The 24,687-nt window shown below is 65.7% G+C and carries 20 protein-coding genes; 12 read left to right on the top strand and 8 right to left on the bottom strand.

Annotated features, from left to right (window positions below; all coding sequences use genetic code 11):
* Positions 1-9 precede the first annotated feature (9 nt).
* Genes K8U54_RS07515 through K8U54_RS07505 form a run of 3 tightly spaced genes read left to right on the top strand, consistent with a single transcriptional unit; the run spans position 10 to position 1,583 of the window.
* Complete coding sequence (locus tag K8U54_RS07515) at positions 10-396, top strand: DUF4345 domain-containing protein (protein WP_249909551.1); 387 nt, start codon at positions 10-12, stop codon at positions 394-396.
* 31 nt (positions 397-427) lie between these two features.
* Positions 428-1,138 carry a GntR family transcriptional regulator gene (locus K8U54_RS07510; RefSeq protein WP_249909550.1) on the top strand — a complete coding sequence of 237 codons (711 nt, stop codon included), beginning with the start codon at positions 428-430 and terminating at the stop codon, positions 1,136-1,138.
* Positions 1,131-1,583, top strand: a complete 453-nt coding sequence (locus K8U54_RS07505; protein ID WP_249909549.1) for a GNAT family N-acetyltransferase — start codon at positions 1,131-1,133, stop codon at positions 1,581-1,583. Before K8U54_RS07510 ends, K8U54_RS07505 begins: the two co-directional genes overlap by 8 nt.
* A gap of 281 nt (positions 1,584-1,864) precedes the next feature.
* Here the strand turns inward: K8U54_RS07505 and K8U54_RS07500 are convergent, their stop codons facing one another.
* Both K8U54_RS07500 and K8U54_RS07495 read right to left on the bottom strand, forming a co-directional pair.
* The gene (locus tag K8U54_RS07500; protein ID WP_249909548.1) at positions 1,865-2,812 is read right to left on the bottom strand and encodes a PDR/VanB family oxidoreductase; all 948 of its coding nucleotides are present in this window, start codon (positions 2,810-2,812) and stop codon (positions 1,865-1,867) included.
* Between the two features lie 57 nt (positions 2,813-2,869).
* Positions 2,870-3,934 carry an aromatic ring-hydroxylating oxygenase subunit alpha gene (locus K8U54_RS07495; RefSeq protein WP_249909547.1) on the bottom strand — a complete coding sequence of 355 codons (1,065 nt, stop codon included), beginning with the start codon at positions 3,932-3,934 and terminating at the stop codon, positions 2,870-2,872.
* Positions 3,935-4,296: 362 nt separating this feature from the next.
* On the opposite strand from K8U54_RS07495, the gene K8U54_RS07490 reads away from it, so the two are divergent.
* The gene (locus K8U54_RS07490) at positions 4,297-5,625 is read left to right on the top strand and encodes an MFS transporter (RefSeq protein WP_249909546.1); all 1,329 of its coding nucleotides are present in this window, start codon (positions 4,297-4,299) and stop codon (positions 5,623-5,625) included.
* A 40-nt stretch (positions 5,626-5,665) separates the two neighbouring features.
* Here the strand turns inward: K8U54_RS07490 and K8U54_RS07485 are convergent, their stop codons facing one another.
* Positions 5,666-6,967, bottom strand: coding sequence for an OprD family porin (locus K8U54_RS07485; protein WP_249909545.1), 1,302 nt, complete (start codon positions 6,965-6,967; stop codon positions 5,666-5,668).
* A 320-nt stretch (positions 6,968-7,287) separates the two neighbouring features.
* On the opposite strand from K8U54_RS07485, the gene mhpT reads away from it, so the two are divergent.
* From mhpT to K8U54_RS07455, 6 genes are all read left to right on the top strand, one after another.
* Entirely contained in the window at positions 7,288-8,502 is a 1,215-nt protein-coding gene (mhpT, locus tag K8U54_RS07480; RefSeq protein ID WP_249909544.1) for a 3-(3-hydroxy-phenyl)propionate transporter MhpT, read from the top strand.
* A gap of 458 nt (positions 8,503-8,960) precedes the next feature.
* On the top strand, positions 8,961-9,791 hold the full coding sequence (locus K8U54_RS07475) for a p-hydroxycinnamoyl CoA hydratase/lyase (RefSeq protein WP_249909543.1): 831 nt from the start codon (positions 8,961-8,963) through the stop codon (positions 9,789-9,791).
* Between the two features lie 77 nt (positions 9,792-9,868).
* Positions 9,869-11,317: an aldehyde dehydrogenase gene (locus tag K8U54_RS07470; protein ID WP_249909542.1), complete on the top strand. Its 1,449-nt coding sequence runs from the start codon at positions 9,869-9,871 to the stop codon at positions 11,315-11,317.
* 111 nt (positions 11,318-11,428) lie between these two features.
* The gene (locus K8U54_RS07465) at positions 11,429-13,285 is read left to right on the top strand and encodes a feruloyl-CoA synthase (protein WP_249909541.1); all 1,857 of its coding nucleotides are present in this window, start codon (positions 11,429-11,431) and stop codon (positions 13,283-13,285) included.
* Positions 13,282-14,520 carry a thiolase family protein gene (locus K8U54_RS07460; RefSeq protein WP_249909540.1) on the top strand — a complete coding sequence of 413 codons (1,239 nt, stop codon included), beginning with the start codon at positions 13,282-13,284 and terminating at the stop codon, positions 14,518-14,520. The genes K8U54_RS07465 and K8U54_RS07460 overlap by 4 nt, the downstream gene beginning before the upstream one ends.
* 25 nt (positions 14,521-14,545) lie before the next feature.
* Entirely contained in the window at positions 14,546-16,297 is a 1,752-nt protein-coding gene (locus K8U54_RS07455; protein WP_249909539.1) for an acyl-CoA dehydrogenase family protein, read from the top strand.
* A gap of 169 nt (positions 16,298-16,466) precedes the next feature.
* Here the strand turns inward: K8U54_RS07455 and K8U54_RS07450 are convergent, their stop codons facing one another.
* The 5 genes from K8U54_RS07450 to K8U54_RS07430 all read right to left on the bottom strand — a co-directional run bounded on the left by K8U54_RS07450 (position 16,467) and on the right by K8U54_RS07430 (position 22,048).
* Positions 16,467-16,946, bottom strand: a complete 480-nt coding sequence (locus K8U54_RS07450) for a MarR family winged helix-turn-helix transcriptional regulator (RefSeq protein ID WP_249909538.1) — start codon at positions 16,944-16,946, stop codon at positions 16,467-16,469.
* Between the two features lie 116 nt (positions 16,947-17,062).
* Positions 17,063-17,287 (bottom strand): ribosome modulation factor, encoded by a 225-nt coding sequence (rmf, locus tag K8U54_RS07445; RefSeq protein ID WP_249909537.1) that lies wholly within the window; start codon positions 17,285-17,287, stop codon positions 17,063-17,065.
* Between the two features lie 139 nt (positions 17,288-17,426).
* Entirely contained in the window at positions 17,427-19,007 is a 1,581-nt protein-coding gene (gene gshA / locus K8U54_RS07440; protein WP_249909536.1) for a glutamate--cysteine ligase, read from the bottom strand.
* A 320-nt stretch (positions 19,008-19,327) separates the two neighbouring features.
* The gene (locus K8U54_RS07435; protein ID WP_249909535.1) at positions 19,328-19,717 is read right to left on the bottom strand and encodes a PaaI family thioesterase; all 390 of its coding nucleotides are present in this window, start codon (positions 19,715-19,717) and stop codon (positions 19,328-19,330) included.
* A 3-nt stretch (positions 19,718-19,720) separates the two neighbouring features.
* Positions 19,721-22,048 carry a Tex family protein gene (locus tag K8U54_RS07430; RefSeq protein ID WP_249909534.1) on the bottom strand — a complete coding sequence of 776 codons (2,328 nt, stop codon included), beginning with the start codon at positions 22,046-22,048 and terminating at the stop codon, positions 19,721-19,723.
* 266 nt (positions 22,049-22,314) lie between these two features.
* On the opposite strand from K8U54_RS07430, the gene ompR reads away from it, so the two are divergent.
* Together ompR and K8U54_RS07420 are read left to right on the top strand one after the other, a co-directional pair.
* Entirely contained in the window at positions 22,315-23,052 is a 738-nt protein-coding gene (gene ompR, locus K8U54_RS07425) for an osmolarity response regulator transcription factor OmpR (protein WP_249909533.1), read from the top strand.
* A 263-nt stretch (positions 23,053-23,315) separates the two neighbouring features.
* Positions 23,316-24,629, top strand: a complete 1,314-nt coding sequence (locus K8U54_RS07420) for an ATP-binding protein (protein WP_249909532.1) — start codon at positions 23,316-23,318, stop codon at positions 24,627-24,629.
* Positions 24,630-24,687: the final 58 nt, after the last annotated feature.

Here is a 24,687-nt window from a genome sequence, read left to right as displayed (position 1 = left end):
GACTGCGCCATGCTCTACGCCCGTATCTTTCTCGTCGTGCAAGTGCTGCTGCTCGCCGGCTTCGGCACCGCCTATTTTCTATGGCCGCAGGAAATGGGCGCGGTCAGCGGCATGCTGCTGATGGAGTCCGCCGCGGTCACCGATGTGCGTGCCTATTACGGGGCCCTGCAGATCGGGCTGGCGGTGTTTCTGGGGCTGGCGTTAGCGCGGCACGAGCTGACCCGGCCGGCCCTGACGCTGTTGCTGGTGCTCTACACCAGCCTGGCACTGGGGCGCATTGTCGGCCTGTGGCTCGATGGCGGCGCGCAGCAGACCTTCAACCTGTGGGCAATGCTCTTCGAGGTTGTGTCCGCGCTGCTCGCCGGCTGGGCGCTGCGCCGCTGGCGGGCGGTATGATGGGGCGCTTCAGAAAGGCGGCGAGGGCGTGATGTACAAATCCGGACAGCGGGTACTGGCGGCGTTGCGGCAGATGATCGCCTCGGGCGAACTGGCGGCTGGCGAGCGCATCGCCGAAATCCCTACTGCCGAGCGGTTGCAGGTGTCACGCACGCCGATTCGCATCGCCTTTCGCACCCTCGAGCAGGAAGGCCTCCTGTGCAAGGCGCCGGGCCGTGGCTACACGGTGCGTGCGGTGACCGACGAAGATATCGCCGGCGCCGTGGAGGTGCGTGGCGTGCTCGAAGGCCTGGCCGCCCGCCAGGCCGCCGAGCGCGGCCTCAGTGAAGACATTCGCCAGCGCCTGCAGGCTTGCCTGGTGGAGGGCGATCGGCTGTTCGAGAAGGGCCACGTGGTGATGGAAGAGCTGGAGAGCTATCACGACCTCAACAAGCGCTTCCACCAGGCGATTATCGAGGCCAGCGGCAACAGCGCCATCGCCGTGGCCCTGGCACGTAACGATCACCTGCCGTTCGCCTCGGTCAGCTCCCTGGCCGTGGACGGTAACGACATGCCCCGCGAGTACCGGCGTTTCAGTTTCGCCCATATGCAGCATCACGCCGTTTACGACGCCCTGGTCAATGGCCAGGGCGCGCGCGCCGAAAACATCATGCGCGAGCACGCCAATGCCACCCTGCGCTACGCCCGGGCGATGCAGGGTGACGCAGGCGAGGCGGCGATGACCATCCTGCGCCATGGCTGACGTGCAGATTCGTCGCGCACGCGACAGCGATGCCGAGGCGATCAGCCGGCTTATCGTGCAGACCCTACGACTCAGCAATGCGCAGGATTACTCACCCGAGGTAATCGACCGGGTGGCCGGCAATTTCGACGCCGCTGGCGTGCGTAAGCTGATGGCCTCGCGTGAGGTGTTCGTGGCGCTCGATGGCGCGTGCCTGGTGGCCACTGCGAGCTTGGCGGAGGATGTGGTCAGGTCGGTGTTCGTGCTGCCCGAGATGCAGGGCCGTGGCCTGGGCAAGGCCCTGATGAAACATGTCGAAGGTGTGGCCCGTGCGGCTGGCGCGCAGCAATTGCGGGTGCCTGCCTCGCTGACGGCGGTGCCGTTCTATACAGCTCTTGGCTACGCCGTGATTCGCGAGGTTGTCGACGGCGATGAGCGAACCTTTGTCATGTCGCGTGAGCTGTAAGGCGGAGCCGATCTCTCAAGCGCAGTTGGTAGGGTGGACGACGCTTCACCTACGCGGCACGCCCCGTCCACCGTTCTGCGATCGCAATGGCAGTGGTGGATGAAAAGAGCGTCATCCACCCAACTTAGCTGATCTATTCGTGGCAACCTGTGGGAGCGGGCCATATCCGCGATTTTTTCGCGCGCATGGCGCGCTCCCACATTCGTCAGGTGCATTCCGCCTATTACTCAGACATCAAGGGTGTAGGGTGGGCTTCAGCCCACCATCGCTGCCGGCAGGGGTCAGATATCCAGCACCAACCGCGCGCTTTTCGCCCGTGAACAGCAGGGCGTGAATTGATCATTGGCGGCCTGTTCATCCTCGGTAAGAAACAGGTCGCGGTGGTCCGGCTCACCGTCGAGCACCCGGGTCAGGCAGGTGCCGCAGATGCCCTGCTCGCAGGACACCGGGATCTCCACGCCGACGCCGCGCAACACCTCCACCACGCTGACGCCTTCCGGCACCTGCAGCACGTCGCCGCTGCTGGCCAGCTGAATCTCGAAACCGCTTTTCGGCTGCTCGTCGGCTGCGGCGCTGAAGTACTCGCGGTGCAGGTTGTCGTTCGCCCAGCCCAGCCCGCGGGCGCTGTCCAGCACATGCTCCATGAAGCCGCCCGGGCCGCAGACGTACAGGTGCGTGTGCGGGTCCGCCGCGCCGAGCAGAGCGGCGGTGTCCGGGCGCTTGCCCGGTTCGCCATCGTCGAAGTGCAGGTGCACGCGGTCGGCGAAGGGCGACTGGCGCAGGCGGTCGACGAACGCCGCCTGGCGAGCCGAACGGGCGAAATAGTGCAGGGTGAAATCGCCACCGGTGTGGCTAAGGCGTTCGGCCATGCACAGGATCGGCGTGATACCGATGCCGCCGGCCATCAGCAGATGGCGCCCGGCGTCGTGCTGCAGGGGAAACAGGTTGCGTGGCTCGCTGATGCTCAGCCGGACGCCCTGCTCGAGGCCGTGCATGGCGCTGGAGCCACCGCGCGAATCGGCGCTGCGCAACACGGCGATCTGGTAGCGGTGCCGCTCCTCGGGGTGGTTGCACAGCGAATACTGGCGGATCAGGCCATCCGGCAGGTGCACGTCGATATGGGCGCCGGCGCTGAAGGCGGGCAGCGGTTCGCCATCGGCGCGGGCCAGCTCGAAGCCGAGAATGTCCTGGGCCTGCTGCTCGATGGATTTGACGATGACGTCGATCATGGTGGCGCTCTCTTGAAGGCTTGCGCGCGCCACCCTGTGGCGCGCGACGGGCAGGGGTCAGCCGACCTGGCGGACGTCGATTTTCCGGGCGGCGAGGGCCTGCTCTTCAGCCAGCAGGCGGTCGATGATGCGTCGCGACTGCACGCCACCGGCATCGATATTGAGCTTGAGCAGCCCGCGCTCCGGCTGCCAGAGCAGGTTGCGCTGCTGGCGTTCGAGCATCTCCAGGTCTTCGCTGAAGATCTTGCCCTGGCCTTCGCGAATGCTGTCGGTCAGCGCCTGATCCCCGGGCTTGAAGCTGCGCGCCATGCCCCAGAAGTACCAGATCGAGGTTTCGGTCTCCGGGGTGATGAAGTCGACCACGATGCTCGCCGCCTTCACATTGGCCGGCGCCTCGTAGCCGCCGTGACCCGCATGGGCCACACCGACCTCGATCATCACGTGGCTGGGCGGGTTGAAGCGGCAGATCTGCCAGCGGTCCACCGGTACGTCGTCCGCCAGGCCGTTGCCGCGAAGCGCCATGCGCCAGAAGGGCGGGGCCATGATGTTTTCCATATGGCGGCTGGTGACCACCTCGTCGCCTTCGACCTTGGTGACCGGCGGCGCTTCGTCGATCTCCTTCTGGCCGATGCTGGAGGCATGCACGTAGGTTTCGTGGGTCAGGTCCATCAGGTTGTCGATCATCAGCCGGTAATCACAGTTGATGTGAAACAACCCGCCGCCGTAAGCCCACCCGGGATTTTCCGCCCATTCCAGGTGGTGGATGGTCGCCGGGTCGGCCAGGGCCTGATCGCCGGTCCATACCCAGATGAAGCCATAGCGCTCCACCGCGGCGAAGGCGCGAATGCCGGGGAAACCGCGCACGCGCTGGCCTGGCATCGACACGGTCTTGCCCTCGCAGCCCATCTCCAGGCCGTGGTAGCCGCAGATCAGGTTGCCATTCTCGACGTAGCCGAGCGACAGCGGTGCGCCACGGTGCGGGCAGAAATCCTCGAGGGCCACCACCTGGCCCTCGGCGCCGCGGTAGAACACGATCTTTTCCCCGCAGATCTGCCGGCCCAGAGGCGTCTCGGCAATTTCGTCAGGGGTGCAGGCTACATACCAGGCATTTTTCGGGTACATGACGACCTCGGTTATTGTTGGTGTTATTGGATCCAATGGTTGGTTTTTAATCAGGCTAATGTCAAGGCTTGTCCGGGAAAATAGTTAACAAGACAAACTGTCCGATCAGCGAACGCATTCTTGAGGTCTCGTTAATTGCGCCAGGCCGCGTGGGGCGGGACCTGGGCCGGGGCGAAGCGCAAACGGGGCGTTTCCGCCCCGCTTGCCTGGATTGAATATTGGATCCACTTCTGCAAGGTTGGCGGCGGCTTTTCCCATAAAAACAATCCAGGATCTGCGCCGATGAACCCTTGCTTAGCTCTGTCAGCTGCCGATGGCAGCCTGCCTCTGTACTTATCGTCCGTTACGGTGGGAGGTGCGCGATGAGCGATCTCCGCCAAGTCGTTGACCAAGGGCCGATGCGTGGCTTTCAGTGGGTGGCCATCGGCGTCTGTATCGTGCTCAACATGATCGATGGCTTCGATGTGCTGGTGATGGCCTTCACGGCCTCGTCAGTCGCCGCCGACTGGTCGCTGGGCGGCGCGCAGATCGGCATGCTGCTCAGTGCCGGCCTGCTCGGCATGGCGGCCGGTTCGCTGTTCATCGCGCCCTGGGCCGATCGCCTCGGCCGGCGCCCGCTGATCCTGCTGTGCCTGGTGATTTCCGGCAGCGGCATGCTGCTTTCGGCACTCAGCCAGACGCCCACCCAATTGGCACTGCTGCGCGGCCTGACCGGGCTGGGCATCGGCGGCATCCTGGCCAGCAGCAACGTGATCGCCAGCGAGTACGCCTGCAAGCGCTGGCGCGGCCTGGCGGTCAGCCTGCAATCCACCGGTTATGCCCTGGGCGCCACGCTTGGTGGTTTGCTGGCGGTGTGGCTGCTGTCGCACTGGGGCTGGCGCTCGGTGTTCTTCGCCGGCGGCCTGATGACCTTCGTGGCCATCGTGCCGGTGCTGCTGTGGTTGCCCGAGTCCCTGGACTTCCTGCTCTCCAGGCAGCCGGCCAAGGCGCTGGTGCGGGTCAATCGCCTGGCTGCGAAGCTGGGGCAGCCGGGCCTGGCTGTGCTACCGGCGCTGCCGGTGGGCGAGCGCGCCGGCAGCGGATCCTTCGCGCGGCTGTTCGACCCCGAGCAGCGGCGCAGCACCCTGCTGATCTGGGTGCTGTTCTTCCTGGTGATGTTCGGCTTCTACTTCATCATGAGCTGGACGCCCAAGCTGCTGACCCAATCCGGTCTCTCGGTGCAGCAGGGCGTGACCGGCGGCGTGCTGCTGAGCATCGGCGGCATTTTTGGCGCAGCGCTGCTGGGGCTGTTGTCGGCGCGCTTTTCCCTGGCGCGGGTACTGGCCGGCTTCATGCTGATCACCGCCGTGCTGCTGGTGGTGTTCACCGGCCTCGGCTCGTCGTTCACCGCGGCGCTGGGCATGGGCCTGCTGATCGGGCTGTTTTCCAATGGCTGCGTCGCCGGTCTGTATGCGCTGTCGCCGTTGATCTATGGCGCTTCGGTGCGGGCCACCGGGGTGGGTTGGGCGATCGGTATCGGTCGCGGCGGGGCGATCCTGTCGCCGACCGTGGCGGGCTTCATGCTCGATGATGGCTGGCAGCCGCTGCAGCTTTATACCTGGTTCGCCCTGGTGTTCGTCGCTGCAGCGGTGCTGCTGTTGACCTTGTTGCCGGCGCAGAAGCCGCAGTCGATGACGCCGGCCCGGGCCTGAACCGGCCAGGGCGCGAGGCTGGTGCCCCGCGCCCTGGCGGTTACCAGAGCGCCAGGGTGTAGTCGATATGCAGGCGGGTCTGGTTTTCGTCGCGAAAGGCGGCGCCCGCGGCGAAGTCGTTGCGATAGATCGAGTGCCGCGCCTTCAGGCCGACACCCTTGAAGGTGCCGCTCTGGATCACGTAGCCGATCTCCATCTGCAACTCGCGCTCCTTGAGGCCGGCGCCGCCCAGTGTCGGCAGTTCGATGTTGTCGCCGCGCAGGTAACGCAGGCGCGTCTTCAGGCCGGGCACACCGGCAGCGGCGAAGTCGTAATCGTAGATCGCCTGCCAGGTGCGCTCCTTGGGGTTGAGGAAGTCCGAGCTCATCGCCATCTCGCTGATCACCATGGATTCGGTGCCGGAGATGTAGGGCTTGGCCGTGTCGCCGCGCTGGTGCATGTAGCCCAGGGTGAAGCGATGGCCGTCCAGGGCATAGGCGAACTGCGCGGCGAGGTTGCGGTTGTCCACCTTGCCGGCCTTGGCGCTGCCGTCTTCGTTGCTGAAGAAGGCGCGCAGGTCGCTGCTCAGCACGCCGGGGCCAACCGGCAGTTCGTGGAGCAGGCCGAGGTATTCCTGGCGGTAAAGCTCGGCGACGGTGGTGTGATAGGCGCGCAGCTTCAGCCCCTTGCCGAGCTGATAGTCGCCACCGAAGAAGGCCGCGTGGGAGCTTTCGGCCGTCGGGTTGAAGCGCCGGTTCGGCGAGGCGACGGTCATCGCCTGGTAGTTGCTGGAATCGCGGCGGTTGATGCGGTCGAGGTAGCCGGCATGCAGGGTCAGGTCGTCGATATCGGCGGACTGCAGATAGGCACCGCGAAAACTCTGGGGCAGCAGTCGTGACGGGCTGGCGACGATGGAGGGCAGAAACGGCGATACGTCGCCGACCTTCAGTACGCTCTTGCCGGGGCGCAGCTTCGCCGTCGGCGCCAGGCGCGAATACTCGTCGGCCGCCCGCCCGCTGCTGGCGGAAACCGGCAGCAGCTCGGTGCCGCTGCGCCCGGGTGAGGAGTCCAGCTTGACGCCCAGCAGGCCGCTGAGGTCCAGGCCGAAACCGACGGCACCCGGCGTGTAGCCCGACTCCATCTTGAGAATGAAGCCCTGGGCCCATTCGCGGGCTGCCGACTTGGCGCCATCGTCCTGGTAATCACGATCCAGGTAGTAGCTACGGGTGGTCAGCCTGGCGCTGCTGTCTGCGACGAAGCCGTCGGCCAGGGCATGCCCGGCCAGCAGGCTGGGAGCCAGCAGCAGGCCGGCCAATGAACGGCGGTGAGAGAAAACGGAGTCGAGCGCCCTATGGGTGTGCATGTCATTGTCCTTTTATTGTTGTTCTTGGCCCCGCCGATGCGGCGGTGATGCAGCGCTGTTCGCGTTGCAGTGGGGCGAGAATGGAAAGGCAATGACGAGCGGTCAATGTGCAGTGTTCGATAATCGAACGTTAAAAATATTAATTATTTTAAGTGTTAATAAAATTCTTTAGCTAAGTGATTGATACGTTTCAATTATCCTCAAAATGGTATTCAGGGCTGAATTAGTTTCGTTATTCATTATCTTTGTTAATCTTTTCAGGGCTCGCAGGGCGGTTTGTCGCGGGCGATCACAACAACAATAAAATCGAGGGTCTCCCCATGGATACGTCATCGCGTCGCTCGACGCTGACCGTCACGCTGTGTTTCATCGTTGCGCTCATCGAAGGCCTGGATCTGCAATCGGCGGGCATTGCCGCGGCGGGCATTCGCCAGGCGTTCGAACTGGATCAGAAAATGATGGGCTGGATGTTCAGCGCCAGCATCATCGGCCTGCTGCCCGGGGCATTCTTCGGCGGCTGGCTGGCCGACCGCATCGGCCGCAAGCGCGTGCTGATCGGCGCGGTGATTCTGTTCGGCATCTTCTCGTTGTGGACCGCCTTTGTCGCCAGCGTCAACGGCCTGCTGCTGGCGCGCTTCATGACCGGCCTGGGCCTTGGCGCCGCCTTGCCGAACCTGATCGCCCTGTGCGCCGAGGCGGTCGAGGAACGGCGCCGTGGCACGGCCATCAGCATCATGTACTGCGGGGTGCCGCTCGGCGGCGCCATCGCGGCGGTAGTGGGCATGCTCGGTGGTGAGAGCTGGCAAATGGTGTTCATCGTCGGCGGCGTGGCGCCATTGCTGATTGCACCTTTGCTGATGGTGATGCTGCCGGAGTCGCGGGATTTCAGCGCGCAGCAATCCGCGGCCCCGACACGGGTTTCCACCGGGCACGCGTTATTTGGCGAAGGCCGTTCGGTGACCACCCTGGCGTTGTGGGTCAGTTACTTCTTTACCCTGACCGTAATGTACATGCTGCTCAACTGGCTGCCTTCACTGCTGTTGGAGCAGGGGTTCAGCAAGCCGCAGGCAGGCACCGTGCAGATGCTCTTCAACATCGGTGGGGCCGCTGGTTCGCTGCTCGGCGGCGTGTTGCTGGATCGCTACAACCGAACGGCCGTGGTGGTGATCTGTTACGGCGGTCTGCTCGGCGCACTGGCCGCCTTGGGCCTGGTGTCCGGTCTAGCGGCCATGGCGGCGGCTGGCTTCGCGGCAGGGCTGTTCATGTTGGCCGCGCAACTGATGCTTTACGCGTTGGCGCCTCCAGCGTACCCCACCTCGGTTCGTGCTACCGGCGTAGGGGCCGCGGTGGCGGTCGGGCGCCTGGGCTCGGTCTCCGGGCCCCTGGCCGCCGGGCAGATTCTCGCTGCGGGGGCCGGTGCCACTGGCGTGCTGCTGGCGGCTTCGCCAGGGCTGGTGATCGCGGCGCTGGTGGTGCTCGGCATGAGCCGGCGCCGGGCCGTCGACGCACCGCCAGTCTCGACCACATCCCGTTAGCGGCCCTGGGCCGGTAAGCATGCTGGCGCGCCTGGCAAACGGCGGGCGTGTCAGCCGGCAACTTGAACCGGCGGTGCGCCGCCACACTTTTGCGCAGGCAATAAAAAACCCGCCGAAGCGGGCTTTTACTGACCAATGCCAACGTCCTGTCGGCTGCCATCCTAGCTATGGTCACGTCATCCATGACCCTGAGCACGTCCTGTGCTGCAGGAATGGGGCTAGATTACGGCGCGGCCGGGGTCATCACCAGAGCGAACCAGCGCACCGTCGTGTAAGCCTTTGGCTATAGCGAAGCGGCGGCGTGAACTGTTCGAGGTTCTTCGCGCCCGCGAACGATGGCGCTGGCGGCGGAATGTCCGAATTCGGCACGAATGGTGATTTTGATTAATGATTAATTGACATAACTATTTTTCGGGATTAGCTTCTGTTCATCGACAACCAAAACAAGAGCACACCCCATGAGCAAGTACGAAGGCCGCTGGCAAACCGTCAAGGTCGATGTCGAAGAAGGCATCGCCTGGGTCACCCTCAACCGTCCGGAAAAACGCAATGCCATGAGCCCGACCCTCAACCGCGAGATGGTCGAGATCCTCGAGGTGCTGGAGCAGGACGCCGAGGCCCGCGTACTGGTGCTGACCGGTGCTGGCGAGTCGTGGACCGCGGGCATGGACCTCAAGGAATACTTCCGCGAGGTGGATGCCGGCCCGGAGATTCTCCAGGAGAAGATCCGCCGTGAAGCCTCGCAATGGCAGTGGAAACTGCTGCGCATGTACGCCAAGCCGACCATCGCCATGGTCAACGGCTGGTGCTTCGGCGGCGGCTTCAGCCCGCTGGTGGCCTGCGACCTGGCGATCTGCGCCGACGAAGCCACCTTCGGCCTCTCCGAAATCAACTGGGGCATCCCGCCGGGCAACCTGGTCAGCAAGGCCATGGCCGACACCGTGGGCCACCGCCAGTCGCTGTACTACATCATGACCGGCAAGACCTTCGACGGTAAGAAAGCCGCCGAGATGGGCCTGGTCAACGAAAGCGTGCCCCTGGCGCAGCTGCGCGAAACCACCCTGGAACTGGCGCGCAACCTGCTGGAAAAGAACCCGGTGGTGCTGCGTGCCGCCAAGCATGGCTTCAAGCGTTGCCGCGAGCTGACCTGGGAGCAGAACGAGGATTACCTGTACGCCAAGCTCGACCAGTCGCGCCTGCTCGACGAAGAGGGCGGTCGCGAGCAGGGCATGAAGCAGTTCCTCGACGACAAGACCATCAAGCCCGGTCTGCAGGCCTACAAGCGCTGATCGCCTGGCCTTGCATTGCGCGGCGTCCGCCAGGGCGTCGCGAGCGTTTCCTACAACGACAACAATGAGGAATCACCATGCTGGACGTGCCCCTGCTGATTGGTGGCCGCTCGTGCCCGTCCCGGGACGAACGCACCTTCGAACGTTGTAACCCGGTGACCGGCGAGGTGGTGTCGCGGGTCGCCGCGGCCACCCTGGAGGATGCCGATGCCGCAGTGGCCGCCGCCCAGGCCGCGTTTCCCGCCTGGGCCGCGCTGGCGCCCAACGAGCGGCGCACGCGCCTGCTCAAGGCTGCCGGGGAGATGCAGGCACGCGCCGACGAATTCATTGCCGCTGCCGGGGAAACCGGGGCGATGGCCAACTGGTACGGCTTCAACGTGCACCTGGCGTCCAACATGCTGCGCGAGGCGGCCTCGCTGACCACCCAGATCCATGGCGAGGTGATTCCCTCCGACGTGCCCGGCAGCTTCGCCATGGCGCTGCGTCAGCCCTGCGGCGTGGTGCTCGGCATCGCGCCATGGAACGCCCCGGTGATTCTCGCCACCCGCGCCATCGCCATGCCGCTGGCCTGTGGCAACACCGTGGTGCTCAAGGCGTCCGAGCTGAGCCCCGCGGTACACCGGCTGATCGGCCAGGTGCTGCAGGATGCCGGCCTGGGTGACGGCGTGGTCAACGTGATCAGCAACGCCCCGGCCGACGCGGCGGCGATCGTCGAGCGGCTGATCGCCAACCCGGCGGTACGGCGGGTCAACTTCACCGGCTCGACCAAGGTCGGGCGCATCGTCGGCGAACTGTCGGCCCGCCATCTCAAGCCGGCGCTGCTGGAACTTGGCGGCAAGGCGCCGCTGCTGGTGCTCGACGATGCCGACCTGGACGCCGCCGTCGAAGCCGCGGCCTTCGGTGCCTACTTCAACCAGGGGCAGATCTGCATGTCCACCGAGCGCCTGGTGGTCGACAGCAAAGTGGCCGATGCCTTCGTCGCCAAGCTGGCGGCGAAGATCGCCACCCTGCGCGCCGGCAACCCGGCCGACAGCGCCTCGGTGCTCGGCTCGCTGGTCGACACCTCGGCGGGCGAGCGCATCAGGGCCCTGGTCGACGACGCCGTCGGCAAGGGCGCGCGGCTGGTCGCCGGTGGTCAGGTCGAAGGCAGCATCATGCAGGCGACCCTGCTCGACAACGTCACCCCGGCCATGCGCCTGTACGCCGAGGAGTCCTTCGGGCCGGTGGCCGTGGTGCTGCGCGGTAGCGGTGACGAAGAACTGCTGCGCCTGGCCAACGACTCCGAGTTCGGCCTGTCGGCGGCGATCTTCAGCCGCGATACCACGCGAGCGCTGGCCCTGGCCCAGCGGGTCGAGTCGGGCATCTGCCATATCAACGGGCCGACCGTACACGACGAGGCGCAGATGCCGTTCGGCGGCGTCAAGGCCAGTGGTTACGGCAGTTTCGGCGGCAAGTCGGCCATCGAGCAGTTCACCCAGTTGCGCTGGGTGACCCTGCAGAACGGCCTGCGGCACTACCCGATCTAGTCAAACCATTGCTGCATTCCTGCGTGTGCCGGTCGCCTCTTGCAAGGGGCGATCACGGCGCCTCGACAAGAACAATAGTGGCGACCCGAGTCGCCCGCGTGGAGAAGCAAAGTGAACTCCGATACCGGACCGCGTTATCGCCAGGTGTCCATCGGCCGCCCGGCCGTTGAGGTCAGCGAACGTCAGGGCGTGTTGCACATGCGCTCGCTGGAACCGCTGGCGCCATTGCCCGAGCGCTTGCTCGATCGCCTGGTGCACTGGGCCGAGGTGCGTGGGCAGCAGACCTTCCTGGCCGTGCGCGGCGAGAACGGCGAGTGGCAGCACACCAGTTATGCTCAGATGCTCGAGGCGGTGCGGGCCATCGCCCAACGCCTGCTCGGCTTCGGCCTGAGCGCCGAGCGGCCCCTGGCGATTCTTTCCGGCAACGGCCTGCCGCACCTGCAGATGGCCCTTGGCGCCCTGTACGCAGGCATTCCCTACTGCCCGGTATCGCCGGCCTATTCGCTGCTCTCCCAGGATCACGCCAAGCTGCGCCATGTCTGCGACTTGCTGCAGCCTGGCCTGCTGTTCGTCGACAACGCCGCGCCCTACCAGCGCGCCATCGACGCCGTGATGGCCGCCGAGGTGCCGGTAATCACCGTGCACGGTGAAGTGGCGGGCCGGCGCAACCTCGATTTCGCCAGCCTGCTGGCAGAGCCCGGTGGCGCCGAGGCGCAAGCCGCCTTCGCCGCCACCGGCCCCGATACCATCGCCAAGTTCCTGTTCACCTCCGGCTCGACCAAGCTGCCCAAGGCGGTGATCACCACCCAGCGCATGCTCTGCGCCAACCAGCAGATGCTGCTGCAGACCTTCCCGGTATTCGGCGAAGAGCCGCCGGTGCTGGTCGACTGGCTGCCGTGGAACCACACCTTTGGCGGCAGCCACAACCTGGGCATCGTGCTGTACAACGGTGGCACCTTCTACCTCGACGACGGCAAGCCGACGCCCCAGGGCATGGCCGAGACCCTGCGCAACCTGCGCGAGATTTCGCCGACCGCCTACCTGACCGTGCCCAAGGGCTGGGAGGAACTGGTCAACGCCCTGGAGCAGGACGCGACGCTGCGCGCAAGCTTCTTCGCGCGCATCAAGCTGTTCTTCTTCGCCGCCGCCGGGCTGTCGCAGAGTATCTGGGATCGCCTCGACCGCATCGCCGAGCAGCATTGTGGCGAGCGCATCCGCATGATGGCCGGGCTGGGCATGACCGAGGCATCGCCGTCCTGCACCTTCACCACCGGGCCGCTGTCCATGGCCGGCTACGTCGGCCTGCCGGCGCCGGGTTGCGAAGTGCGCCTGGTACCGGTCGACGGCAAGCTGGAAGGGCGCTTTCGCGGGCCGCACATCATGCCTGGCTACTGGCGTGCCGAGCAGCAGACCGCCGAGGTGTTCGACGAGGACGGCTTCTACTGCTCCGGTGATGCGCTCAAGCTGGCCGATGCCAGCGATCCGCAGCTGGGCCTGATGTTCGATGGGCGCATCGCCGAGGACTTCAAGCTGTCGTCCGGGGTGTTCGTCAGCGTCGGCCCGCTGCGCAATCGCGCGGTGCTCGAAGGCTCGCCCTACGTGCAGGACGTGGTGGTCGCCGCGCCGGATCGTGAATGCCTGGGCTTGCTGGTGTTCCCGCGTCTTTACGAATGCCGGCAACTGGCCGGCCTGGCGGCGGACGCCAGCGACGCCGAGGTACTGGCCAGCGCGCCGGTACGGGGCTGGTTCGCCGACTGGCTGCAGCGCCTCAATCGCGAAGCTACCGGCAATGCCACACGGCTGGAATGGATCGCCCTGATGAGTCAGGCGCCGTCCATCGACCGCGGCGAGATCACCGACAAGGGTTCGATCAACCAGCGTGCGGTGCTGCAGTGGCGCGCCGAGCAGGTCGAGGCGCTGTACCGCGGCCGTGACGAGTCGATCCTGCGCGCCGAGAAAAACCCGTGAGGGGCGGTCAGTACAGCCGCTTCGAGGATGTGGCGATCATCGAGGCACTGCGCACGCCCTGGAGTGATCTGAACGGGCCGCTGGCCCAGGTCTCGCCCATCGACCTGGGCATCAAGGTCGGCCGCGCCGTGCTGGCCCGCGCCGGGCTCGACCCGATGGCGGTGGACAGCGTGCTGGCCGGCTCCATGGCCCAGGCCAGTTTCGACGCCTACCTGCTGCCGCGGCATATCGGCCTGTACAGCGGCGTGCCGCAGCAGGTGCCGGCGCTGGCGGTGCAGCGCATCTGCGGCACCGGCCTGGAGTTGCTGCGCCAGGGCGCCATGCATCTGCAGACGGGCGGGCAGCTGGCGCTGTGCGTGGGCAGCGAATCGATGTCGCGCAATCCGATTGCCAGCTACGAGCACCGCGGCGGCTTTCGTCTCGGTGCGCCGGTCGGCTTCAGGGATTTTCTCTGGGAAGCGCTGCTGGATCCGGCGCCGGGGGTGGACATGATCGCCACTGCCGAGCGCCTGGCCCGTGAATACGGGATTAGCCGCGAGCAGGTGGACGCCTATGCCCTTGGCAGCCACCAGCGCGCCCTGCAGGCCCGCGACAGCGGCTGGCTGGCCGGGGAGATCGTTGCCGTCGGCAATGAACGTTTCGAGCTGGACGGCTACCAGGCCCGCGGCATCGAGCTGCCCAGGCGGGTTGCCGAGGTAGCGCAGGACAGCCACCCGCGGCCCACCGATGCCGAGGCGCTGGCGCGCCTGAACGCCATTCACCCAGACGGCGTGCAGACCGCCGGCAACAGCTGCGCAGTGGTCGATGGCGCGGCAGCAGCGCTGCTCGGGCGAGCGTCCGAGTGCACCGGCTCGCCCCTGGCGCTGCTGCGCGCCTGCAGTGTGGTCGGCGTGGCGCCGGAGATCATGGGCATCGGCCCCGCCCCAGCTATTCAACTGCTGCTGCAACGCAGCGGCCTGGGGCTCGATGAGATCGGCCTGCTGGAAATCAACGAGGCCCAGGGCGCCCAGGTGCTGGCGGTCAGCCAGGCGTTGGCGCTGGATCCGGCACGCCTGAATCAACGCGGCGGCTCCATCGCCCTCGGCCACCCACTGGCAGCTACCGGCCTGCGCCTGGTGATGACCCTGGCGCGGCAACTGCGCGACGCCAATCGGCGTTATGGCGTCGCCGCGGCCTGCATCGGTGGCGGGCAGGGCATGGCGCTGCTGATCGAGAATCCGGGCTACCAGGCCTGAGGTTTGCTCTACAGGGAGGTTGACCATGTGGCAATACAAGGCGCCGCTGCGCGATATGCGTTTCGTCCTCGAACACTGGTTACAGGCGCCTGCTGCCTGGGTAGAGCTGCCGGCGTTCACTGACCTCGACCTGCCGCTGGCGGTGCAGGTGTTGGAGGAAGCGGCACGTTTCAGCGCTGGCGTATTGGCGCCGCTCAACGCCAGCGGCGATCGGCGCGGCTGCCGCTGGCAGGACGGCGACGTGACCACGCCCGATGGCTTCGCCGCAGCTTACCGGGCCTACGTGGAGGGCGGCTGGCCAGCGCTGGCCTGCGATCCCGCCCAAGGCGGTCAGGGCTTGCCGCAGTTGTTGGACGCGGCGCTGCAGGAAATGCTCTACGCCAGCAATCACGCCTGGGCGATGTACACCGGCATCGCCCACGGCGCTTACCTGTGCCTGCAGGCCCATGCCCCGCTGCCACTCAGGGAGCGCTACCTGCCGGCCATCGTCAGCGGCGAAAGCCTGCCGACCATGTGCCTCACCGAGCCCCAGGCCGGCAGCGACGTCGGCCTGCTGCGTTGCCGCGCAGAGCCTCAGGCCGACGGCAGTTACCAGCTCACCGGCAGCAAGCTGTTCATTTCCGGCGGCGAGCACGACCTCACCGAGGACATTCTGCACCTGGTGCTCGCGCGCCTGGCGGATGCGCCGGCGGGTACCCGCGGCATTTCCCTGTTTCTGGTACCCAAGCGGCTGGACGATGGCCGCCGCAATGCCGTGCGCTGCGACGGTATCGAGCACAAGATGGGCATCAAGGGCAGCGCCACCTGCTCGTTGAGTTTCGACGGCGCCCAGGGCTGGTTGATCGGCGAGGCGAATCGCGGCCTGGCGGCGCTGTTCGTGATGATGAACTCGGCGCGTTTGCATGTGGGTCTGCAGGGTTTGGGGCATGCCGAGGCAGCCTGGCAGAACGCCGCGGACTATGCTCGCGAGCGCCGGCAGATGCGCGCGCCCAGCCGGCCAGAAGGCGCCACTGCAGCGCCTGCCGACCCGATCCACTACCACCCGGCCATGCGTCTGGCGTTGCTGCGTTTGCGCACCGTCAGCCAGGGGCTGCGGGTCATCGGTTATTGGGGGGCGCATCTGCTCGATCAGGCCGAGCATGCCGCATCCGAAGTCGAGCGCCAGCAGGCCAGTCGCCTGACCGGGCTACTGACCCCGGTGATCAAGGCGTTCTTCACCGACCAGGGGTTTCAGCTGGCCAGCGAGGCGCTGCAGGTGTTTGGCGGCTATGGCTATATCGGCGAGTACGCCATCGAGCAGACCCTGCGCGACAGCCGTATCGCCATGATCTACGAGGGCAGCAACGAGATTCAGGCCAACGACCTGTTGCTGCGCAAGGTGCTTGGCGATAACGGCGTGGCTCTGGGTGAGTTGCTGGCGGTGTTCGAGCAGGAAGCGGCGGCGGGTGGCACGTATGCCGAACAGCTGAGTGGGCTGTGCACGAAGTTGCGTGTCTTGGTGAAGGGCATCTTCAAGCGAACCGAGGGCGACGCTGAATACCCGTACCGCATCGCCGGGGATTTTCTGCACCTGCTCGGCTGGGCGCTGCTGGCCTACGCCTGGGCGCGTTCGGCGCGCCTGGCAAGTGCGCTGCTGGCGGATGATCCCTGGTATCAGGAGAAGCTCGATGGCGCGGCGTTCTTCTTCAGCTATCTAATGCCGGAAAGCGATTTGCGCATCGCCCGGATCGAGGCCGCTCGGGCGCCGTTGGGGTTCTTAACTAATGCAGCCTGCTGACTGCAGATTCCCAGAATTTTAGGTTGGGAAAACAGCGATAGTGAATAATTGGTGCAATACCTGTGGGAGCGGGCCATGCCCGCGATTTCGCACGCATGGCGCGCTCCCACAGTTAATCGAGGCGCGGCCGATCTGTAGGCTGGGCTTTAGCCCACTAATTCGATAGCGCTTAACCGTTGACCTTGTGCAGCAACCGCAACAACTGCGCACGCTCATCCTCGTCGAGGCCTGCAGTGGCTTCTTCATCGCTGGCCACGGCAATGGCCTTGAGCTGGCCGAGCAGGGCGATCCCGGCCTTGGTGAGAAACACGCCATAGGCGCGCTTGTCCTGCACGCCACGTACGCGCTGGGCCAGGCCGCGGCTTTCCAGCTTGTTGAGCAGCGGCACCAGTTGCGGGGGCTCGATGGCCAGCTGGCGCGCCAGGTCGGCCTGCATCAGCCCCGGCTCGTTCTCGATGATCACCATGGCGGTGAACTGCGCCGGGCGCAGGTCGTGCTCGGCCAGGTTGCCGACCAGATGCTGGAACACTTTCAGCTGGGCACGGCGCAACGCATAGCCCACCAGGGTGTCCAGCCAGCTGTCGGGCAGGGCAGCGCCTCCGGGGGTGGCCTGGGGCGTGGTGTCCATCTGGCTGGAGGCGTTGCTCATGGAGAGGGCTTCTTCAGTTAAGCGAGTTAAGCATTTTGCACGTTGCCGGGCTGACTGGCCAGTGGCGCTGCCGGATGGTCGAGCGAGGGCGCACAGATTTCAGCTGCGTGTCGGTGTCAGGCGCGTTTCTTGGTGTCAGGCGCGCGGCTGAGCTTTTCCGCGCTGAGCCGACGCTGGCCTTCGCCGTCGACCCAGCCGGCTTCCCAGGCGGCAGCGGGCATGCTGTCAGCGAAGGGCAGGGTGCCGGAGGGGTGCCCGGCCAGCCCTGCCATATAGCCTTGCTGGTAGGCCTTGGTCAGGCTTTCCAGGCTCCAGTGCTGCGTGTTGTCGCGGTGGCTCATGGGAGGGATTCGCAAAGAGTGCTTGCCAACCATCCTAGCCAAATCCGCTCGGCTAAGCCGGGCCACCTGTCCCGGATTTATGACCATTGGTTTTTTTTGTGACGCAGTCGTCGCGGGCCAGGCGTGCCTAGCCCGGCTGTCACACGGCCAGGGCGAGGATGCTGGCCTGGTAGGCGGCGGCGAAACTGTCGAAGTCGCCTTCCTCGTGGGCTTCGAGTTCGGCCTGTTCCTGCAATGACTGCCGGGCGGCCTGTTCGAATTGGGCCTGCTGCTCGGCGTTCAGTGGCTGGCTGCGGAAGTGCTCGGCGTGGCGCTTGCTCTGGCGCAGCGAGAACGCGGCAAAGCTTTCGCCTTTCTGCAACTCGGTGAGCACCTGGGCCGACGGCGTCAGGCTGGCATCGTCGATTTTCGCGCGTTGGGCCTGCAGGGCCGCGCCGTGGGCGTCCGTACCCTTGCTGCGGTCGAGCAGTCGGGTGATCGCCTCGATGCCGTCGAGCAGCTCGTGGGCCCAGGTCTGCAGGACCACCGGCGCGCCATGGCGTTGCAGGTGCAGGCCGGGACGACGACCGTCCTTGACCACCTTGAGGAAGTTGTCCGAACAGGCGCCGCATTCGCCGTTGCTCAGTTGCGGGCTGTCCTGCAGGGCGCAGTAGAGCAGGAAGGCGTCGAGGAAACGCGATTCGGCGAGGTCGATGCCCATCGGCAGGAACGGGTTGATGTCCAGGCAGCGCGCCTCGACGTACTGCACGCCCCGGGCCATCAGCGCCTGGATCGGCCGCTCGCCACTGTAGGTCACGCGTTTCGGGCGGATATTGGAGTAGTACTCGTTCTCGATCTGCAGCACGTTGGTGTTGAGCTGCAGCCACTCGCCGTCTTTCTTGGTGCCGATATCGACATAGGGCGGGTAGGGCGTGCCAACCGCCTGGCGCAGGCTGTCGGTGTAGCTGACCAGGTCGTTGTAGCAGGGCGTGAGGCCCGCCTGGGCTTCGCTCTGGTAACCCAGGTCGCTCATGCGCAGGCTGGTGGCGTAGGGCAGGTACAGGGTGTCGACGTCCAGCTCCTGGAGCTGGTGCGGGCGGCCACGCATGAAGTTCTTGTCCAGTGCCGGCGAGGCGCCGAACAGGTACATCAGCAGCCAGCTGTAGCGGCGAAAGTTGCGGATCAGCGCGATGTAGCGCGACGACTGATAGTCGCGGGCGCTGCGCCCATCGCCTTCGGCCTCCTGCAGTACCGCCCACAGGGGCTCGGGCAGGGAGAAGTTGTAGTGGATGCCGGCAATGCACTGCATGGTCTTGCCGTAGCGCAGGGCCAAGCCCTTGCGGTACACGTACTTGAGCTGGCCGATGTGCGAGCTGCCGTAGCGGGCGATCGGGATGGTCTCTTCATCCGGCAGCGGGCCGGGCATCGACGGGCTCCACAGGTATTCGCCGTCGAGCTTGCTGTACACGAAGCGGTGGATGCGCTCAAGCTCGGCCAGGGTGTCGCCCGGGTCGACCGCGGTGGCGGTGATGAACTCGAGCAGGGATTCGGAGTAGTCCGTGGTGATCTGCCCATTGGTGAGCGCCGAACCCAGCGCGGCCGGGTGCCCGCTCAGGGCCAGTTGGCCGCTTTCATCGACGCGCAGGCATTCGCGCTCGATGCCATGCAGGCACTGGGAGAGCAGGGACAGGTTGGCATGCTCGCCGAGCAGGGCCAGACGGCGGGAGAACAGGTCGCTCAAGATTGCATTCCTTCACGCAGCGGTCGCCCCAATATGGGGGTGGACGCTGGACTCTACAAGGGGCGAATTGCTGACGTTGGTCGTCTGGCGAAAGGCGTGTACGTTTTAGCGACATGCGCAGACGGCTTTCATGGCGCCGCTGCCCGTGACATGGGCCTCGGAGCCTGTTCACGATCTTTATGAGCATGAAGCGACAGCTACAAGGCAGAAGCGGCCGTAGGGTGGATGACGCTCTTTTCATCCACCGTTGCGATCACGGGGCGGTGGACGGATGAAGCGTCGTCCACCCTACGAACTACTGAAAGATCATAAACAGGTTCTTAGAGGCAGGCGAAGGTCGCCTGGGCCTTGGCCACCAGCTTGTCGTGCTGGTGCACTTCGGCCTCGATCACCTGGGTGCGGCGCCCGGCGTGGACGACCCAGGCGCGGCAGCTCAGGTCACCCTCGGTGACGCCGCGGATGTAGTTGACCTTGCACTCCAGGGTGACGCTGCTCGGCTCGCCGTCGGTCAGGCTGTGACTGGCCTGGCCCATGGCGGTGTCGATCAGCGAGAACAGCGCGCCGCCGTGCAGCTTGCCATGCAGGTTGCGCAGGCCATCGTGCATGCTCAGGGCGATGATCGCCTCGCCGGCCTCGGCCTTGACGATCTTGAGGCCGAGCAGGCGCCCGAAGGCGCTGCTCTTGCCGATCTCGTCCACGGGTTGGCTCATTCTCTACTTCCTCAGCTGCTTGGCATTGGCGAACAACGCGGCCATGGCGGCATTGGCCGGAGCCGGTTTGTCCTGGCCGGAGTGACGCTCGCTGCGCGGCGCCTGGCCACCCTTGCCGCCGCCCTGACGGCCAGCACCACGGGGGCCATCGACCTTCTCGCCGGGTGTGTCGCTCATGCGCATCGACAGGGCGATGCGGTTGCGCGGGATGTCCACTTCCATGACCTTGACCTTGACCACGTCGCCGGCCTTGACCGCCTCGTGCGGGTCCTTGATGAATTTCTCGGACAGCGCCGAGATATGCACCAGGCCGTCCTGGTGCACGCCGATATCGACGAAGGCACCGAAGTTGGTCACGTTGGTCACCACGCCCTCGAGGATCATCCCCAGTTCGAGATCCTTCAGGGTTTCCACGCCTTCTTGGAACTCGGCGGTCTTGAACTCGGGGCGCGGATCGCGGCCGGGCTTTTCCAGCTCGCTGAGAATGTCGCTGACGGTCACCTGGCCGAAGGTCTCGTCGGTGAATTTCTTCGGGTCCAGGCGCTTGAGGAAGCCCGCGTCGCCGATCAGCGAGCGGATGTCGCGGCCGGTGTCGGCGGCGATGCGCTGTACCAGGGGGTAGGTTTCCGGGTGCACCGCGGAGGCGTCCAGCGGGTTGTCGCCATTCATCACGCGCAGGAAGCCGGCGGCCTGTTCGAAGGTCTTGTCGCCCAGGCGCGGGACTTTCTTGAGGGCGTCGCGGGTCTTGAAGGCGCCGTGGGCATCGCGGTGGGCGACGATGTTCTGCGCCAGGGTGGCGTTGAGGCCGGAGATGCGCGCCAGCAGGGCGCTGGAGGCGGTGTTGACGTCCACACCCACGGCGTTCACGCAGTCTTCCACCACGGCGTCCAGGCTACGCGCCAATTTCAATTGGGACACATCGTGCTGGTACTGGCCCACGCCAATGGATTTCGGGTCGATCTTCACCAGCTCGGCCAGCGGATCCTGCAGGCGACGGGCGATACTTACCGCGCCACGCAGCGACACGTCGAGGTCCGGGAATTCCCTGGCCGCCAGTTCCGAGGCGGAATACACCGAGGCGCCGGCTTCGCTGACCATGATCTTGGTCATCTTCAGGCCCGGGTATTTCTTGATCAGCTCGATGGCCAGCTTGTCGGTCTCGCGGCTGGCGGTGCCGTTGCCGATGGCGATCAGGTCGACGCCGTGCTTGGCGCACAGCTTGGCCAGCACGTTGAGGGTGCCGTCCCAGTCGTTGCGCGGCGCGTGCGGGTAGACGGTGGCGGTATCGAGCAGCTTGCCGGTGGCGTCGACCACTGCCACCTTGCAGCCGGTGCGCAGGCCCGGGTCGAGGCCCAGGGTCGCGCGCGGGCCCGCCGGTGCGGCGAGCAGCAGGTCGTGCAGGTTGCGGGCGAACACGCTGATCGCCTCGTCTTCGGCGCCTTCGCGCAGCTCGCCGAGCAGGTCGGTTTCCAGGTGGGTGTAGAGCTTGACCTTCCAGGTCCAGCGCACCACTTCGCCCAGCCATTTGTCCGCGGCGCGGCCCTGGTTGGCGATGCCGAAACGCTCGGCGATCATGCCCTCGCAGGGATGCAGGGTGCCGGGCAGCTCCTCACCGACCTTGAGGCTGGCCGTGAGGATGCCCTCGTTGCGACCCCGGAAGATCGCCAGGGCGCGGTGCGACGGGGCGCCCTTGAGCTTTTCGTCATGCTCGAAATAGTCGCGGAACTTGGCGCCTTCGTTTTCCTTGCCGGCGATGACCCGGGCGCTCAGGGTGGCGTTGTCCTTGAGGAAGCTGCGCAGGCTGCTGAGCAGGCTGGCGTCCTCGGCGAAGCGCTCCATGAGGATGTACTTGGCGCCTTCGAGCACTGCCTTGGTGTCGGCGAAGCCTTTCTCGGCATCGATGAAGCGCGCCGCTTCGCTCTCCGGGGTCAGGCTCGGATCATTGAACAGCGCGTCGGCCAGTTCGCCGAGGCCGGCTTCCAGGGCGATCTGGCCCTTGGTGCGGCGCTTCTGCTTGTAGGGCAGGTAGAGGTCTTCGAGACGCGTCTTGGTGTCGGCGAGGTTGATTTCGCGGGTCAGCTCGGGGGTCAACTTGCCCTGTTCCTCGATGCTGGCGAGGATGCTGGCGCGACGATCATCGAGCTCGCGCAGGTAGCGCAGGCGCTCTTCCAGGTTGCGCAGCTGGGTATCGTCGAGGCTGCCGGTGACTTCCTTGCGGTAACGGGCGATGAACGGCACGGTGGAGCCTTCGTCGAGCAGGGCGACGGCGGCGGCGACCTGTTGCGGGCGCACGCCCAGTTCTTCGGCGATACGGTTGTTGATGCTGAGCATAGAAAGAAGAATCCACCTTGAAACGACTGGAACCGGCCTCGCTCATGATGGGCCGGACGATAAAACGGCGCATTATAGCCACGCAACGCTGCGCTCAGGCCATCCGCCTTTGCCCGCCGTCAGACCGCGAATCAGGCGCAAGTGCGCCAATTGCGGCGAAAAATCTGCTAACAATGGGCATGGCGTGGTCCATACGGCCTTTGAGCCATAATGCCCACCGTTCAGCCCGGCGCATTGCGCCGCGGACTCTCGTTCAAGGAGCCTCTATGAGCAGCACTGCAGTACAACCGGTCGAAGGCGAGAAGATCCTGATTGTCGATGACGACGCCCGCCTGCGTCGTCTGCTCGAGCGCTTCTTCGACGAGCAGGGCTACCGCGTACGCGCGGTGGAGAACGTCGAGCAGATGGACCGCCTGCTGTCGCGCGAACTGTTCAACCTGGTGGTGCTCGACCTGATGCTGCCAGGCGAGGATGGCATGAGTGCCTGCCGTCGCCTGCGCGCCGCCAACAACCAGGTGCCGATCATCATGCTGACCGCCAAGGGCGACGAGGGCAGCCGCATCCAGGGTCTGGAAATCGGCGCCGACGACTACCTGGCCAAGCCGTTCAACCCCCGCGAACTGCTGGCCCGTATCAAGGCCGTGCTGCGCCGCCAGGCGCCGGTGGTGCCGGGCGCCCCGGGCAGCGAGGACGAGAGTGTCACCTTTGGTGAGTACGAGCTGTCCCTGGCCACCCGCGAGCTGAAGAAGGGCAACGAGGTGCACATGCTCACCACCGGTGAGTTCGCGGTACTCAAGGCGCTGGTGCAGCACGCCCGCGAGCCGCTGACCCGCGACAAGCTGATGAACCTGGCCCGTGGCCGCGAGTGGGACGCCCTGGAGCGCTCCATCGACGTGCAGATTTCCCGCCTGCGCCGCCTGATCGAGCCGGACCCGTCCAAGCCGCGCTATATCCAGACCGTGTGGGGCGTGGGGTATGTGTTCGTGCCGGACGGCAACAAGTAACAGGCTGGTGAGAAACTGCCTGGGTTGCCATCGCGGCGTTGAAGGTAAGCGAAAATGCTCATGTACTGCCCGTACACTGCGCTTTATCGGCTATCTTCGTCTTGCGCTGGCTTCCTGCTTCGCTTCACCTCCTGCATCCGTGCAGTCGTCGCCTACGTTTCTCAACGGACCGTAGACCGATAAACGCATGAGGGCTGGCTACCGAAACCAGCCCTCTTTCGTTCAGCCCCCGCCTTCAGCGTTCTGCCCCGGCTCCTGTTCCTATGAAAGCTCCACTCTGGTTTCCGCAAAGCTTCTTCTCGCGCACCCTCTGGCTGGTGCTGATCGTCGTGCTGTTCTCCAAGGCGCTGACCCTCGTCTACCTGATGATGAACGAGGACGTGCTGGTGGACCGTCAGTACAGCCACGGCGCTGCACTGACCCTGCGCGCCTATTGGGCGGCGGATGCCGACGACCGCGCCAATATCGCCGAGGCCGCCGGCCTCAAGCGGGTGACCCGGGCGGAAGTGCCGGCCAGCGAGGAGCACTGGCCCTATAGCGAGATCTTCCAGCGGCAGATGCAGTCCGAGCTGGGCCCGGATACCGAAACCCGGGTGCGCGCCAAGAGCCCGCCGGCCCTCTGGGTGCACGCGCCGACGCTCGGTGAGGACTGGGTGCGCGTGCCGCTCTACCCGCATCCGCTGCGTGGCCAGCGGATCTGGAGCGTGCTGGGCTGGTTCCTGGGCATCGGCCTGCTGTCCACGGCAGCGGCATGGATCTTCGTGCGCCAGCTCAGTGCGCCGCTCAAGCGTCTGGTGATCGCCGCCCGCCAGTTCGGCCAGGGCCGCAGCGTGCGGTTGCCGGTGAGCGACACGCCAAGCGAGATGGCCGAGGTGTACCGCGCCTTCAACCAGATGGCCGAGGACGTCGAGCAGGCCGGGCGTGAGCGCGAGCTGATGCTGGCCGGGGTGTCCCATGACTTGCGTACGCCGCTGACCCGATTGCGGCTGTCCCTGGAGTTTCTCGACCATGATTCGGAGCTGACCGACGACATGGTGCGCGATATCGAGGACATGGACGCCATTCTCGACCAGTTCCTGGCCTTCATCCGGGACGGTCGCGACGAGCCGGTCGAAGAACTGGTGCTGCCCGAGCTGATTCGCGAGGTGGTCGCCCCCTACAACCAGAAGAGCGAACAGGTGCGCCTGTTCCTCGAGGCGGTGCCGGCCTTTCCGCTGCGCCGGGTGTCGATCAAGCGGCTGATCGTCAACCTCATCGAAAACGCCCTGCGCTATGGCGGCAGCCCGGTGGAGATCGTGCTGTCGGTGGCCGGTGACCATAGCGCGCCTTACGTGGTGCTGAGCGTGATGGACCGTGGCGCCGGTATCGACCCGAGCGAGCTGAGCAATATCGTCAACCCGTTCATCCGTGGCGACAGCGCCCGCGGTGGCAAGGGCGCCGGATTGGGCCTGGCCATCGTCAAGCGCATCGCCTCGCTGCATGGTGGCAGCGTGGAGCTGCGCAACCGTACCGGCGGCGGCCTGGAAGCCCGTATCTGCCTGCCTCTGGGGTTGCTGTTGCCACGCGACGCGGCCTGATTCTCGACTAGGCTGTTAACTCGATGCAGGCACCTGTACAGCCCTGACGGGCTGCTTC

Origin of the sequence: Pseudomonas fulva (genome assembly GCF_023517795.1) — a bacterium.
GTDB lineage: Bacteria > Pseudomonadota > Gammaproteobacteria > Pseudomonadales > Pseudomonadaceae > Aquipseudomonas > Aquipseudomonas fulva_D.
The sequence above is the reverse complement of the archived record's forward strand: the minus strand, read 5'-3'. Positions and strand labels throughout refer to the sequence as shown.

Coding starts and splice junctions, on each gene's coding strand:
- K8U54_RS07515 (WP_249909551.1), top strand. CDS start 10: ATGCTCTACGCCCGTATCTTTCTCGTCGTGCAAGTGCTGCTGCTCGCC.
- K8U54_RS07510 (WP_249909550.1), top strand. CDS start 428: ATGTACAAATCCGGACAGCGGGTACTGGCGGCGTTGCGGCAGATGATC.
- K8U54_RS07505 (WP_249909549.1), top strand. CDS start 1,131: ATGGCTGACGTGCAGATTCGTCGCGCACGCGACAGCGATGCCGAGGCG.
- K8U54_RS07500 (WP_249909548.1), bottom strand. CDS start 2,812: ATGATCGACGTCATCGTCAAATCCATCGAGCAGCAGGCCCAGGACATT.
- K8U54_RS07495 (WP_249909547.1), bottom strand. CDS start 3,934: ATGTACCCGAAAAATGCCTGGTATGTAGCCTGCACCCCTGACGAAATT.
- K8U54_RS07490 (WP_249909546.1), top strand. CDS start 4,297: ATGAGCGATCTCCGCCAAGTCGTTGACCAAGGGCCGATGCGTGGCTTT.
- K8U54_RS07485 (WP_249909545.1), bottom strand. CDS start 6,967: ATGCACACCCATAGGGCGCTCGACTCCGTTTTCTCTCACCGCCGTTCA.
- mhpT (WP_249909544.1), top strand. CDS start 7,288: ATGGATACGTCATCGCGTCGCTCGACGCTGACCGTCACGCTGTGTTTC.
- K8U54_RS07475 (WP_249909543.1), top strand. CDS start 8,961: ATGAGCAAGTACGAAGGCCGCTGGCAAACCGTCAAGGTCGATGTCGAA.
- K8U54_RS07470 (WP_249909542.1), top strand. CDS start 9,869: ATGCTGGACGTGCCCCTGCTGATTGGTGGCCGCTCGTGCCCGTCCCGG.
- K8U54_RS07455 (WP_249909539.1), top strand. CDS start 14,546: ATGTGGCAATACAAGGCGCCGCTGCGCGATATGCGTTTCGTCCTCGAA.
- K8U54_RS07450 (WP_249909538.1), bottom strand. CDS start 16,946: ATGAGCAACGCCTCCAGCCAGATGGACACCACGCCCCAGGCCACCCCC.
- rmf (WP_249909537.1), bottom strand. CDS start 17,287: ATGAGCCACCGCGACAACACGCAGCACTGGAGCCTGGAAAGCCTGACC.
- K8U54_RS07435 (WP_249909535.1), bottom strand. CDS start 19,717: ATGAGCCAACCCGTGGACGAGATCGGCAAGAGCAGCGCCTTCGGGCGC.
- K8U54_RS07430 (WP_249909534.1), bottom strand. CDS start 22,048: ATGCTCAGCATCAACAACCGTATCGCCGAAGAACTGGGCGTGCGCCCG.
- ompR (WP_249909533.1), top strand. CDS start 22,315: ATGAGCAGCACTGCAGTACAACCGGTCGAAGGCGAGAAGATCCTGATT.
- K8U54_RS07420 (WP_249909532.1), top strand. CDS start 23,316: ATGAAAGCTCCACTCTGGTTTCCGCAAAGCTTCTTCTCGCGCACCCTC.